The sequence below is a fragment of the Terrabacter sp. LjRoot27 genome, from assembly GCF_964254175.1.
In the GTDB taxonomy this organism is placed as follows: domain Bacteria; phylum Actinomycetota; class Actinomycetes; order Actinomycetales; family Dermatophilaceae; genus Terrabacter.
Map to the genome: position 1 here is coordinate 177,746 of NZ_CAXUSS020000001.1, position 12,989 is coordinate 190,734.

13 protein-coding genes are annotated in these 12,989 nt (G+C 72.1%); 5 read left to right on the top strand and 8 right to left on the bottom strand.

Going from position 1 to position 12,989, the window contains the following annotated elements; genetic code table 11:
* Window positions 1-33: 33 nt before the first annotated feature.
* Window positions 34-627, top strand: a complete 594-nt coding sequence (locus ACSQ2D_RS00730) for a dihydrofolate reductase family protein (protein ID WP_435984103.1) — start codon at window positions 34-36, stop codon at window positions 625-627.
* A 49-nt stretch (window positions 628-676) separates the two neighbouring features.
* On the top strand, window positions 677-1,441 hold the full coding sequence (locus tag ACSQ2D_RS00735; protein WP_435984104.1) for a GNAT family N-acetyltransferase: 765 nt from the start codon (window positions 677-679) through the stop codon (window positions 1,439-1,441).
* A 615-nt stretch (window positions 1,442-2,056) separates the two neighbouring features.
* On the opposite strand, the gene ACSQ2D_RS00740 is transcribed toward ACSQ2D_RS00735, so the two are convergent.
* On the bottom strand, window positions 2,057-3,022 hold the full coding sequence (locus ACSQ2D_RS00740) for a thermonuclease family protein (RefSeq protein WP_435984105.1): 966 nt from the start codon (window positions 3,020-3,022) through the stop codon (window positions 2,057-2,059).
* Between the two features lie 145 nt (window positions 3,023-3,167).
* Here ACSQ2D_RS00740 and ACSQ2D_RS00745 point away from each other — a divergent pair, with 145 nt between their 5' ends.
* Window positions 3,168-3,554 (top strand): iron chaperone, encoded by a 387-nt coding sequence (locus ACSQ2D_RS00745; RefSeq protein WP_435984106.1) that lies wholly within the window; start codon window positions 3,168-3,170, stop codon window positions 3,552-3,554.
* Between the two features lie 16 nt (window positions 3,555-3,570).
* On the opposite strand, the gene ACSQ2D_RS00750 is transcribed toward ACSQ2D_RS00745, so the two are convergent.
* The 5 genes from ACSQ2D_RS00750 to ACSQ2D_RS00770 form a co-directional block, all read right to left on the bottom strand.
* Entirely contained in the window at window positions 3,571-3,852 is a 282-nt protein-coding gene (locus tag ACSQ2D_RS00750) for a DUF427 domain-containing protein (RefSeq protein ID WP_435984107.1), read from the bottom strand.
* Between the two features lie 90 nt (window positions 3,853-3,942).
* Window positions 3,943-4,734: a class I SAM-dependent DNA methyltransferase gene (locus ACSQ2D_RS00755; RefSeq protein ID WP_435984108.1), complete on the bottom strand. Its 792-nt coding sequence runs from the start codon at window positions 4,732-4,734 to the stop codon at window positions 3,943-3,945.
* Window positions 4,731-4,988: a DUF4287 domain-containing protein gene (locus tag ACSQ2D_RS00760; protein WP_435984109.1), complete on the bottom strand. Its 258-nt coding sequence runs from the start codon at window positions 4,986-4,988 to the stop codon at window positions 4,731-4,733. Before ACSQ2D_RS00760 ends, ACSQ2D_RS00755 begins: the two co-directional genes overlap by 4 nt.
* Window positions 4,989-5,076: 88 nt before the next feature.
* On the bottom strand, window positions 5,077-6,393 hold the full coding sequence (locus ACSQ2D_RS00765; protein WP_435984110.1) for an NAD(P)/FAD-dependent oxidoreductase: 1,317 nt from the start codon (window positions 6,391-6,393) through the stop codon (window positions 5,077-5,079).
* On the bottom strand, window positions 6,390-7,490 hold the full coding sequence (locus ACSQ2D_RS00770) for a saccharopine dehydrogenase NADP-binding domain-containing protein (RefSeq protein WP_435984111.1): 1,101 nt from the start codon (window positions 7,488-7,490) through the stop codon (window positions 6,390-6,392). The genes ACSQ2D_RS00765 and ACSQ2D_RS00770 overlap by 4 nt, the downstream gene beginning before the upstream one ends.
* A gap of 201 nt (window positions 7,491-7,691) precedes the next feature.
* Between ACSQ2D_RS00770 and ACSQ2D_RS00775 the strand changes: the two genes are divergently transcribed.
* On the top strand, window positions 7,692-8,117 hold the full coding sequence (locus ACSQ2D_RS00775) for a carboxypeptidase-like regulatory domain-containing protein (RefSeq protein WP_435984112.1): 426 nt from the start codon (window positions 7,692-7,694) through the stop codon (window positions 8,115-8,117).
* 22 nt (window positions 8,118-8,139) lie between these two features.
* On the opposite strand, the gene ACSQ2D_RS00780 is transcribed toward ACSQ2D_RS00775, so the two are convergent.
* Complete coding sequence (locus tag ACSQ2D_RS00780) at window positions 8,140-11,808, bottom strand: DUF11 domain-containing protein (protein WP_435984113.1); 3,669 nt, start codon at window positions 11,806-11,808, stop codon at window positions 8,140-8,142.
* Window positions 11,809-12,101: 293 nt separating this feature from the next.
* Here ACSQ2D_RS00780 and ACSQ2D_RS00785 point away from each other — a divergent pair, with 293 nt between their 5' ends.
* Window positions 12,102-12,413 carry a hypothetical protein gene (locus tag ACSQ2D_RS00785; protein ID WP_435984114.1) on the top strand — a complete coding sequence of 104 codons (312 nt, stop codon included), beginning with the start codon at window positions 12,102-12,104 and terminating at the stop codon, window positions 12,411-12,413.
* On the opposite strand, the gene ACSQ2D_RS00790 is transcribed toward ACSQ2D_RS00785, so the two are convergent.
* Entirely contained in the window at window positions 12,382-12,975 is a 594-nt protein-coding gene (locus ACSQ2D_RS00790; RefSeq protein ID WP_435984115.1) for a dihydrofolate reductase family protein, read from the bottom strand. The two genes, ACSQ2D_RS00785 and ACSQ2D_RS00790, sit on opposite strands and share 32 nt — an antisense overlap.
* Between the last annotated feature and the right edge of the window lie 14 nt (window positions 12,976-12,989).

The following is a 12,989-nucleotide window of genomic DNA, read 5'->3' on the forward strand; positions in this document are numbered from 1 at the left end:
TGACGGACAAGGACGTCCGAGAGGGAGGGCACCATGGGCAGGGTCGTGTCATCGGCATCGATGTCGCTGGACGGGTTCGTCGCCGGACCGAACGACGAGGTCGGACCGCTCTTCGACTGGTACGAGGCGGGGGACGTGCCGTGGGAGTCGGCGGACGGTGAGATGACCTTCCAGCTGACGCAGTCCGACGCCGACTACCGGCGTGCCTGGGTCGGCAGGCTCGGGGCGCTCGTCGTCGGCCGCCGCCTCTTCGACATCACCGACGGGTGGAAGGGCACACACCCGCTCGGCGTCCCGGTCGTCGTGCTGACCCACGAGCCCCCGGACGGGTGGGGCTACCCCGGAGGCACCGTCGAGTTCGTGACGGGCGGCGTCCACGACGCGGTCGCCCGGGCACGGGAGCTGGCCGGCGACGCTGACGTGGGTGTCGCCGCCGGCGAGATCGCGAGCCAGTGCCTGGCCGAGGGGCTGCTCGACGAGGTGGCGGTCGACCTCGTGCCGTGCTTCCTCGGGGTGGGGCGGCCGTACTTCACCGAAGCCGCCGGCCAGGTCGTGCTCGGCGACCCGACGACCGTCGTCGAGGGCGATCGCGTGACGCACCTCGTCTACCCCGTGGAGCGCCGCTGACGCCGTAAACCGGTCGCTCGCCCGTGCCGCCGACTGTCATGGTGGCGCCATGGGGCGAGCACACGACACGCGGCTGGACCGCATCGAGGCGTACTACGACTGCGTCCCGCGCGCCGTCGCGAGCGTCGAGCAGGTCGGGCCCTTCACGCTCTTCGTCGCCGAGGAGGGCACAGGGTGGCAGTTCTACGCGCGGCCCCGGCTGGGTGGGCGGGGCGTCTTCACCGCCGATGACGTATGCCGTGTGCTCGAGTCCCAGCGCGAGCTCGACGTGCCGCGAGCGGTCGAGTGGGTCGACGAGGTGACGCCGTCGCTGCTGCCCGCCGTGCGTGAGGCCGGCTACGAGCCGCACCGCTACCCGCTGCTCGTCATGCCGTCGGACGTCGCGGTGTCTCCCGATCCGCGGGCGCGGACCCTGCACCCCGCCGAGCCGCACCTGTCGTTGGCCATGGGCGCGGTGTCGGCGGGTTTCGCGGGGCGCGACGAGGTGGAGCCGAAGGACCCGGGCAAGCGTCCCGAGCTCATGGAGCGCGGCGACCTCCTCGTCGTCGCCTCGTTCGAGGGCAACCGTCTCTGCGGCGCCGGGTCGGCCGCGCCGCGCGGCGACGTCGCCGAGCTCATGGGCATCGCCGTGCCCCCGGGCCACCGGGGTCGCGGTCACGGCACGGCGATCACGAGCACCCTGGTCGCCGCGTGCCGCGAACAGGGCGTCGAGGTCGTCTTCCTGTCGGCCGGGTCCGATGCGGCCGCCGACATCTACCGCCGCATCGGCTTCGTCGACGTCGGGACCGCCTGCATCCTCGAGCTCGACGACTGAAGCACGAAACCGACACCGGGAAAGCCCTGCGTCAGTGCCCCGCTGGGTGGGGCAGTGACGGAGCGGGCGTCGTGAGGTCGGTTGGAGCCCTATGTCAGTGCCCCGCTGGGTGGGGCAGTGACGGAGCGGGCGTCGTGAGGTCGGTTGGAGCTCTATGTCAGTGCCCCGCTGGGTGGGGCAGTGACGGAGCGGGCGTCGTGAGGTCGGTTGGAGCTCTATGTCAGTGCCCCGCTGGGTGGGGCAGTGACGGAGCGGGCGTCGTGAGGTCGGTTGGAGCTCTATGTCAGTGCCCCGCTGGGTGGGGCAGTGACGGAGCGGGCGTCGTGAGGTCGGTTGGAGCTCTATGTCAGTGCCCCGCTGGGTGGGGCAGTGACGGAGCGGGCGTCGTGAGGTCGGTTGGAGCCCTATGTCAGTGCCCCGCTGGGTGGGGCAGTGACGTAGGGCGCGTCGTGAGGTCGGTTGGAGCCCTACGTCAGTGCCCCGCTGGGTGGGGCAGTGACGGAGCGCGCGTCGTGAGGTCGGGCGGAGGCGTACGTCACTTCTCCCTTGAGTGGACCATCGGGCGAGCATGTGGAGTGGGACGAGATGGCTGACGTCGACAAGCGCGGGAGGACGTCAGACCTTGGCGGGGCGGAAGCCGGCGGCCTCGGCGTCGCCCATCGTCGCGAAGCACTGCTCCGGCTTCGTCACGTTGTAGTACCGGTCGTCCGGCTCGTGGGCGATCATCGAGTCCTCGTTGCCCTTGACCGGACGCGCCTGCGGGCAGGGGTACCGGTCACCCGCCTGCGGCCACGAGCTGGTGAACCCGCTGCCACCCGTGCCGCCGGACGTGCCGGCACCGGGGTCGGCGCACGCGGCCCTGGGGCTCGCGGCGTCGGCCCGGACGTAGGCCGCCTCACGGGTGTGGGAGCCGTAGCCGTCGCGCGAGTCGTAGCGGGCGACGGCATACCCCTGCTTGATGAGGCGCAGGCCGGCGTCGACACCGTTCACGTCGACGTAGCGCAGCGCCCGGCCGTAGCGGTCGACGTCGTCCCGGGCGCCGGCGGTCAGCGTGACGCGCTGGCCGCCGATGATGCCCCGCAGCGCGTTGCGGGCCTCGGTGAAGCCGCACTGACCCGTCTCGGGGGTGTCGATGCCGATGAAGCGGACCTTGCGGGAGACCCCCGCGCGCGAGACCCAGATCGTGTCGCCGTCGACGACCTTCGTGACGGTCCACAGGGCAGCCGCGGCCTTGGCCTTCGCGTCGGTCGCAGCCTTCGCCCGCGCGGCCTTCTCGGCCGCGGCCTTCGCCGCCGCAGCCCTCGCGGCGGCGACCTTGGCGTCGGCAGCCTGCTTCGCGGCAGCTGCCTGGTCGGCGGCGGCCTTGGCAGCCACGGCCTTCGCCTCTGCCGCCCGACGAGTGGCGTCGGCGTCGGTCGTCTCGACGACGGGCTCCGCGGTGCGCGTCACGGACACGACGGGTGCGGTCCCCGCGCGGACGAGCGCGGTCTCGTCCGAGCCCCGTGCAGCGTTGCCGCCGACCGCGGCGAGCGCGACGAGGGCGGCGAGCGTGACGAGTCCCTTGGTCCTGCGGCTGCGCATCGTGCTCCCTGATCCCCTGGTGATCGGCTCACCGTAGGTGATCGCCACCGCCCTGTCCGGCGAATGGGCCATGGTCGCGCAGGCCGCCGTGGGTCACACTGGCAAGGAACGGCGCACCAGCCACGAAACGCCACGAGGGGGACCGATGAGCGAGCCGGAGACCACGCCCGACGCTAAGGCCACGAGCGCACCGACGACCGTGGACGCATACGTCCAGGGGTTCCCCGACGGGCCCCGGCAGGTGCTCGAGCAGGTGGCCGCGGCGCTGCGCCGGGCGGTGCCCGGCGGCGAGGAGAAGATCCGCTACGGCATGCCGGCGATCATGTTCGCCGACCGCTACGGCATCCACTTCGCGGGATGGAAGAAGCACGTCGGGCTCTACCCGATCGGCGAGCTCGAGCCCGACCTCGAGGCGGAGGTGGCGCCGCACCGGGCCAAGAAGGACACGGTGCAGTTCTTCTACAAGGACCCCGTGCCCTACGACCTCATCGAGCGGGTCGCACGGGCGCTCGCGGCACGACACTCGGGGTGAGCCGCGAGCGCCGACCTCAGTCGGTCACGGTGACGCCGCGCCAGAAGGCGACGCGGTCCCGGATCTGCGCGGCCGCGCTCTTGGGCGTCGGGTAGAACCACGCCGCGTCGCTGTTGGTGTCGCCGTCGACGGCGAGCGAGAAGTACGACGCCTCGCCCTTCCACGGGCACGTCGTGTGCGTGCTGCTGTCGACGAGCACGCTGTCGTCGACGGCCTCGCGGGGGAAGTAGTGGTTGCCCTCGACGACGACGGTGTCGTCGCTCTCGGCGATGACCTTGCCGTTCCAGATCGCACGCACGCTGTGCTCCTCATCGTTCGGGTCCCGGGGTGGGGACGTCCTCACCGACAACTCCCGAGCGGGTCGAATCCTTCCGAACGTTGGACAGCCTCAGGTGCGGCGGGCCAGGAGGAAGGCCTGCGGCGTCTTCTCGTAGTCCTGCGGGACCCGCTCCGTGCGGACCGTGACGCGGAAGCCGGCGTCGGCCAGCTGCGCGGTGACGGCGTCCGGGTCGTGCCGGTGCGCCTCGAAGGTGACCTCGTGGCCGTAGGCCTGCTCGTGCCGCACCGTGAAGCCGCCCGCCTGGAAGGCGAGCAGCAGCAGCCCGTTCGGCCGGATGACGCGGTGCAGCTCGGCGAAGACCTCGGGCAGCAGCGTGGCAGGTGTGTGGATGATCGAGTACCACGCCACGACGCCGGTGACCGAGGCGTCGGCGAGGTCGAGCGCGGCGAGCGACCCGACCGTGAAGTCGAGGTGCGTATGCCGTCTGCGCGCCTCCGCGACCATGCCCGGTGAGAGGTCGACGCCGCTGACGTCGAGCCCCAGCGTCGCGAGGTGGCCGGTGATGCGGCCCGGCCCGCAGCCGACGTCGACGACCGAGCCGCCGCCGTCCAGGCCGACGAGCTCGGCGAAGTGCCCGAGCAGCGCCCGGTCGAGCGGGCTGCGCGCGAGCTCCCCCTCGAGGAGGCTCGCGTAGTCGGCCGCGACCGTGTCGTAGGCCGCCCGCGTCTGCGTGACATGGACGGGCTCGGTGACATGGACGGGCTCGGTGACATGGACGGGCTCGGTGACATGGACGGGCTCGGTGACATGGACGGGCTCGGTGACATGGACGGGCTCGGTGACATGGACGGGCTCGGTGACATGGACGGGCTCGGTCGCACCGGGGTCGGTCGCCCTCACGCCTCTGCCTCGAGGAGACCGAGGGTGTGGGCGACGACAGCGTTCGCGTGGCCGTGCCCGAGGCCGTGCTCGGTCTTGAGCCACGTGACGAGCTCGAGGTGCCTGACCGTGCCGGCGGCGTGCTGCTCGCGGACGAGGCCGATCCAGTGGTCGATCGGCTGTCCGTAGTTCTTCTCGATCGACGGGAAGTAGGACGCCGGGCCCTTGACCGGGACTGCGGCGCCGGTGGCGGGGCTGGTGGGCTGCGTGGTCATGGCTCCTCCTGAGGTGGTCGTCATGCCACCACGTCGAACGGCGCGACCGGGTCTCGACACTCCGGTGGCAGTCGACCCCCAGGGACGGCTACGCGGTACGGGCCGAGGCGAGGTCGGCGACGGCGGCCTCACCGGGTGCCGCGACCGGCACGCTGCGGCCGTGCGCCGCGTGTCGGGCGAAGTCGGCCACGACCTGGGCCGCCTTGCGCCGCGACGGCATGAACCGGAGGAAGAAGGTCAGTCGCAGCACCCACGCGACCCAGCCGGTGAAGGGGATGCCGTAGAGCTCGGAGATCGAGCGACCGACGCCGAAGGAGGCCGCCTGGCCGAGCCCGCGGTACGCGAACGGCCGGGCCGGGCGACCGCGCAGCGACCGCGCCACGGTGCGGCCGACGTGCTCGCCGCCCTTGATCGCCCACAGCGCGTTGGCGGGGACGGGCTCGCCGCTCGTCGGGTGGACGACGCACGCGGCGTCGCCGGCCGCCCAGACGCCGTCGACGACGGAGAGGTCGGGTCGGGTCACGAGCCGACCGCGCGGGTCGCGGTGCGCGTCGAGTCCGGGGACGTGCACCGGCCGCTGGCCGATGGTCGCGATGACGGTTCTCGCCGGGAGGCTCGTCCCGTCGGAGAGGTATGCGTGGTCCTCGGTCACCGACGCGAGGCGCACTCCCAGCCGGACCCGGACCCCGAGCCGACGCAGCTCCTGCTCGGCGTGCCGGGCCAGGCGCGGCTGGTCGTCGCGCAGCTCGGGCAGGATCGCGTCGCCGGAGTGGACGAGCTCGACGCGGATGCGCGCACCACCGAGGTCGGCGACGGCCGCGGCCATCTCGACCCCGGCCATCCCGCCTCCGGCGACGACGACCGTGTGGCGTCGGAGGCCGCGGTGCGCCGCTGCCTCGCGCACGCGGTCGGTGAGGACGGCGATGTCACCGGGCGCTCGCAGCGTGAAGCCGTGCTCGGCGAGGCCCGGCACGGTGGCCGCGGGCTCGCGGCCGCCCGTGCCGACGACCAGGGCGTCGTAGTCGAGGACGCGTTCGTGGTGTGTGTCCGAGAGCGAACCAGGCCGGGGATCGAACTCGTCGTCGGCGAGCACGTAGCGCACGACCCGGCGCTCGGCGTCGACGGCGGTGGCGCGGCCGAGGACGACGTGGGCGTGCGGCATCGCCTCGGCGAGCGGCGTGCGGGTGCGGTCGTAGGAGAGCAAGCCGGCCAGCACCTCGCCGGTGAAGCCGTGGAAGCTGTGTGCGTCGTCGGTGCTGATGACGACGACCTGGACGTCGCCACGGCGGACCGCGCGGCCGGCGTGGCGCATGAGGCCGGCATACGCGTGGAGGGTGACGTAGCCGCCGCCGAGGAGGACGACGCGGTGCTGGGCGCGGTGGCCGCCGCGGACGAGCGTCGTCATGACGCCATCCCCAGGGCTCCGGTGCTCCCGGCGCGGCCGACGGCGCGGCTGACGGCGACGGCGCGGCCGACGGTGACGGGGCGGCCGAAGCTCGTCGGCTCCGCGGCCCGGAAGCCGAGGTGGGCGAGGTCGGCGGCCATGCCCCGGGTCCGGTCGACGAGCTCGAGCGTCGGGACGCCGATCGAGAAGTGGCCCCGGTGGCCGGTGAGGGCGAGCAGGGCGGTCTCGGCGAAGCACGCGTAGGAGCGGCCGTCGGGCAGGCCGATGTTGCCGCCGACGAGGCGCAGGCTCGGGATGTCGACGACCCCGCCGTCGACGACGAGCACGTCGGGCCTCTCGTCGACGAGCGTCGGCGAGGTGTTGCGCGGCTGGGTCGCGTCGAGCACGACCGCGCCGGGCGCGAGGTGCCGAGCCTCGAGGAGCGCGTCGGCGGACGCGGTGAGCAGGATGACGAGGTCGGCGGTCGCGATGGCGTCCATCGTCGTGGCGGTCGTCGTCGGGACCTGGTGGCCGACCTCAGCGGCGAGTGCGTCGAGGCGACCGGTCGACCGGGCGACGAGGGTGAGTCGGGCGGCGGCACGGTCGCGGGCGAGCAGCCGCGTGACGGCGGCACCGACGCTGCCCGTGGCCCCGACGATCGCGACGTGCGGGTCGGACGCGTGGTCGACGGCGTCGCGCAGGAGGCGGCGCGCCTGGTCGTCGACGATCGCGGCGGTGAAGGCGTTGCCGTTCGTCACCCCGATGTCGGTGCGGGTGCGGAGCGAGACCCCGCCCGCGGTCACCGTGGCGGTCAGGGCGCCGAGCCCCACGACGTCGCAGCCGAGGGTCCGGGCCTTGTCGACCGCACGGTGAACGCGGGCCCGGCCTTCGCTGGGGGAGGTGAGCAGGTGGCGTGCCCCGAAGGGCACGAGCACGACGTGGCCGACCGGCGCACCGCCGATGTGGATGCCGGCCATGGAGATCGGGCGCAGCGGGAGGCGGCGCAGGGCGGTGTCGTAGACCGGGTCCGGCACGCGGCCGAGCGGCGACCAGACGCGGGCGAGGTCCTCGCCGAGGCGGGCCCGCGGGTGGACGGTGAAGGCGAACGTGCTGCTCACGAGGTGCTCCTGAGGGGTCTGCGTATGCGGTGTGGCGGGGCTGCCGCCGTCACGAGTAGCGGGCCGGCGCGGTTGCAGGAGAGGAGGAGCGGGCGGAGGGGGTGATACGTCGGGGAGCGCGCTGGACGGCATACGCCCTCGGATCTGGGTACGCGTACCCAGGGGCTCGTGCACCGCTGCCCGGCGGGGCGATAATCGAGGATGCTCCGCATCGCGGCGGCCCTTGCCGTCTGCGCGTTCTCGGTGGCCGCCTGCTCGGACGGTTCCGGGTCCCCCACGGGTGGCAACCCGGCGTCGGTGCTCGAGGTCGTCGCGGTCTACCGGCCGGTGTGTGGTCCCGAGCCGCGACCGACCGCTGGGGCGTCGGCGAGCCCGACTGCGCCCGCGTGCCCCGAGCAGCCCCTCGTCGGCATCGAGGTCGTCGTGACTCGCGCCGACGGCTCGCTCGCCGGTCGCGACACCACCTCGGCGGCCGGTCGGGTCGTGATGAGCCTCGACCCCGGCACCTACACGATCACCGCCGAAGCCGCGCCCCCGCCGCGGATCACCCCTCGCCCGACGACGGTGACCGTCGGCACCGAGCCGATGCCGACGGTCACCCTGGTCTACGAGTCGTCCATGCAGTAGCGGCGACTCGCCGTTCGCGCTGCTACTTGCCCGTGCCTCCCTTCATGACGATCGACGCCGCGTTGGTGTTGTTGCCGAGCGTCGGGTCGGACGTCGAGCTCGTCACGGAGGCGGTGTTGAGGATCGTGCCGACGCTGCCGGACACCTGCGACTCGATGACGAAGGTCACCGAGGCGCCGGCCGGGACGTTGGCGGAGGTGCACCGGACCGTGTGGGTGGCCTTGGTGTAGGTGCACTGCGGCGAGACGTACTGCACGACGAGCTTCTTGTTCGTCAGCGGGAGCGCGTCCGTGACGACGATGTCGCGGGCGTCGGACGGGCCGCCGGTGCCGCACGTCGGGGTCTGCGTCGACTGGGCGTCGGTCTCGCACCCGGCGTCGTTGTGCACGACGAGGGTGTAGACCAGCGTCGGCGACGGGTTGCCGGACCGCTTGCTCGCCTGCTTGTCGAGCCAGACGTCGGCCCTCGTGCTGACGGTCGTGCCGGCCGTGGCGGTGTTGTTGCCCGCCACGGGGTCGGGCGTCGCCGAGCTCACCGTGACGCTGTTGGTGAGGACCGTGCCCGGGTCGAGCGACGCGGAGACCCGCACCGTGAGCTGGACCGTCGCCGACTGGGCCGGCTGCAGGGTGCCGACGGCACACTCGACGCTCGCGGTCTGCACGAGCGTGCACACCGTCTGCCCGTTGTTGTCGACGCCGGACACGAAGGTGACTCCGGCCGGCAGGGTGTCGGTCAGCAGGACCGAGGTCGCCGTCGACGGACCGCCGTTCGTGGCCGTGATGGTCCACGTCAGGAGGTTGCCGGCGATGACCGGGTCGGGGGAGTCGGTCTTCGTGACCCGCAGGTCGGCCGAGGCCGTGACGCCCGTCGGGACGCTGACCCGGTTGTTGGAGTTGTCCGGGTCGGCCGTGGTGCTCGACACGACGGCCTCGTTGACGAGGACCGTGCCGGGCGTGACGTCCGGTGCGACCGTGCCGTTGACGGTGACGACGGCGCTCGCCGCGGCGGCGAGGTTGCCGAGGTTGCACGTCAGGTCGTGCCCGGTGGGCTGGCCGTAGGTGCACGTGCCGACGGTCGTCGTCACCGACACGAAGCTCACCCCGGCGGGCAGGCGGTCGGTCACGACGGTGCCGACGGCCCTCGACGGACCGTTGTTCGTCACCGTGACGACGTACTGGATCGGCGTGCCGGCGACGACCGAGGCGGGCCCGGTCTTCGTCACCCGGAGGTCGGCCGAGCCCGTGAAGACGACCTTGCCGGTGGCCTGGTTGTTACCCGTGACCGGGTCGGGCGTCGGGCTCGACACGGTCGCGACGTCGTTGACCTCGGCGACGTCCGCGGCGGTGACGAGGACGCGGATCGTCGTGCGTCCGCCGGCGGGCTCGGTGCCGAGGCTGCACGTGATCGTGACGGTGGTCGCAGGCCCTGCTGTCGTCGGGGCGCACGTCCCGGACGGCGTCGCGGTGACACCGGTGACCGAGAAGGGCGTGCTCGACGTCAGCACGTCGCTCAGCGACACGTCGACGGCGTCGGAGGGTCCGAGGTTGTCGACATGGATGTCGCAGTAGGCCTCCGTGCCCGCGGGTGCGGTGGAGTCCGGCTTGCAGACCTTCGTGACGGAGAGGTCCGACTGGGCCTGGACCGTGGTCGTGGCCGTCGCCGTGTTGTTGCCCGGCGTCGGGTCGGTCTGGTTGGCCGCCGCGACCGAGGCCGTGTTGGTGATGAGGCCCGTGGCGTTCGTGCCGAGGAAGCCCGCCGGCACGTGCACCTGGATCCCGATGACGACCGACTGGGCCGGCAGGAGCGACCCGATGGCGCACGTCAGCGTGCCCGCGGCGTTGGTGCACCCGGGTGCGCTGACGAGGCTCACGCCGGCCGGCAGCACGTCGGTGACGGTGACGGCCTGTGCCGTCGCCGGTCCGTCGTTGGTCGCGGTCAGCGTGTAGGTGAGGTCCTGCCCGGCGACGACCGGGTCAGGCGAGTCGGACTTCGTGATCCGCAGGTCGCTCTGGAGGCACGACGGCATCCGGAACGACCCGATGGTCGTCAGCCCGTTGTCGTGCATGCCGGTGAGCCAGTACGTGCAGTCGTCGACCGGGTCGACGTTGAGGCCCGCGTAGTCGCCCCAGCGGTTCGACCCCGTCTGCGAGACCGTGCCCGCGGTCATCGTCTGCTCACCCTGCGGCAGCGACCCGAGCGGGTCGTTGACGCTGCGGGCGGTGTAGGCCAGCGACGGGAACGTCGCCGTGCCGTCGGACGCGGTGTAGCCGATGGCGATGTCGCCCCGGCCGTCCATCGCGGCGGCCGCCATCCAGCGGTGCACGCCGTCGACCGGCGCGTACGTCCCCTGCTGGAAGATCGACCAGCCGGCGCCCGTGTTGCGCAGCTCGTACCACCGCACCCCGGCGCGGTTGGCGCCGTCGGCGTCGACGGTCTGGTTGATGACCATCGCCTGGTGGTCGGCGAAGTTTCGGTACTGCAGCCGCGCCATGAGGCGGTTGGCGAGGGCGTCGACCTTCTGCGTGGTCCCGGGCTGCGGGATGCAGTCGCGCAACGTCGGCGTGCAGCTGAGGTCGGTGTCGAAGGCCGCCGTGTTGATCGTGTCCGTCAACGTAAACGTCGTGTTGGCCGGAGTGGCCCAGTCGACGTGGAACGACCGGATCTCGATGCGGTCGTTGCCGCCGTCGAAGGCGCCGTCGAAGGACATCGCGAAGGGGTTCGGCGCGCCGGCCGGTGGCCGGTTCGACCCGTCCCAGTCGGCCGGGACGATGCGGCGCTCGCGTCCGTTGACGCCGCCGCCGACGGCGACGCTGAAGGACTGGAAGGTCGCGGGCGAGCCCGAGAGCATCTGCCCGCGGTCGAAGGCGTAGGCGCCCACGGCGCCGCCCTCGTACGTCGACATGTAGAGGCCGTCGGGCCAGATGCCGTACTTCATGTAGTCGTGCGACCGCGGCAGGTTGAACTGGTAGAGGAACCAGCCCTGCGTCGGGTCGGGCGTCTGCGAGTAGGCGATGCACATCGGGAACGTGCTGCCGGGTCCGGTCGCCGAGTTCGGGTTGGTGAACTGGCTGATCATGAACCGGTCGGCCTCCTGGTCGTAGAGGACGATCGGGTCGCCGGCGTTCTGCGTGCGGCACTGGTCGAAGCCGGTGCCGGCCGTCGTGCCGTTGACCCAGAGGGTGTTGATGTTGACCGGACCGGCGAGGGAGGTGCCCTGCTTGTTCCAGATCTGGATCTGGGAGTTGACCATCTGGACGTAGTGGTTGGGCCCCACGTCACCGTTCGGGTCAGGCGGGGTGAAGGGACTCGTCTGCCCGGCGAACGACACGAGAGGTGCCGTGAGCTCCTGGCCGGCCTCGAACGTGGGGGCCGCCTTGGTCGTCGCGGAGGCGAGGGTCTTGCTCGTCTGGAGGACGGGGTCCTTGGCGCCCCGAGCCTTGGTCGTGCTCGCGTGACCGCGCCCGAGGCCCTCACCGGGGTCGACGCGTGTCGCGCTGGGCCGGTGGGGCAGGGCCTTCAGGGGCGTCGTGGTGCGCCCGGCCGCGAAGGGTTGGCTGACGTAGGGGCCCGGATCTCTGCCGCTCTGCATCACCGTCCCCTGGCTCGAAGTGGTGGCCAGTGCCGAGGTCATCGGCAGCGACGCCGCCATGAGAGTGACCGCCAGCACGCGCGAGATGAGATGCGCTGTCATGTCCGTTCCTTCCCCGTGGTTGGACTGAGCGACCTTTCAGTGTTGCGCCGGCGTCCGAGGGGTCGCAGCGGTATCACCGAAGTGCACGAAACCCTTGCGCGCCAATAGAATTCGTTATGAAACACCTGAGGTGAGAGTTGTGGAGGTGGCCGGGTGTGACGGCGTCGCAGTGGGGATGCCGGTGAGTGAGTTGCGTATGCCTGGGGCCAGACCGCAGCGAAGTGCACTTTGCCCGGTGGCCGGGGCGGACGGCATACGCCCTCGGTCAGGCGGGAGGCACCTAGGCTGGGCTCATGCCAGAGGTGCCGGAAGCGCGCAGGGGGACGTGGTCGATCGCGTCGCGGGACTCGTTCCTGTCGATCGGGTCGACGGGGTCGGTGCTCTCCATCGGGAGCGTCGGGTCGGTGCTGTCGGTCGGCAGCGTCGGCTCGTTCGCGTCGTTCCTGTCGATCGGGTCGTCGATGAGCGCGCTGTCGCTGCTGTCGAACATGTCACGGCTGTCGGTGCTCTCGCACCAGAGCGACGGGTCGGTCCTGTCGGCGCAGTCGAAGCGGGCCGTGCGCGGCTACCGGGTCAACGGCTCGCTGGGGCGGCGGCGTCCGTAGGGCGGTAGACGAGCCAGAGGGCTCCGCTCGGCGTCGGGGTCGCGCTGACGAGGGTGAGGCGCTGGAGGTCGGTGGCGCGCTCGAAGAGGCGACGGCCCTCCGGGTCGACGACCGGCGCGACGGCGAGGTGAAGCTCGTCGACGAGACCCTCGGCGATGAGTGACTGGGCGAGCTCGATGCTGCCGTGGACGCCGATGTCCTTGCCGGGCAGGGCCTTGAGGTCACGGACGATGTCGGCGAGCGGACCCGAGACGGGTTCGGCATCGCCCCACTGCGTCGTGAGCGGGGTGGAGGTCACGACGTGCTTGGTGACGCCGTTGATGAAGTCGGCGAAGGGCTGGACGTCGGACGTCGGCCAGTAGCGCGACCACTCGTCGTACATGTGGCGGCCGAGGAGCACGGCGTCCTGCTGCGCGATGAGTGCGCTCTCGCGGTCGACGAGCTCGTCGTCGAAGGTCGGCGGCTGCGGCAGGTCGGGATCGACGTCGGGCGGGAAGAGCCGGGTCGGGTCGTCGACGGAGCCGTCGAGCGAGGTGATGGTGTAGACGACGATCCGGCGCACGGCGGTCTCCTGGT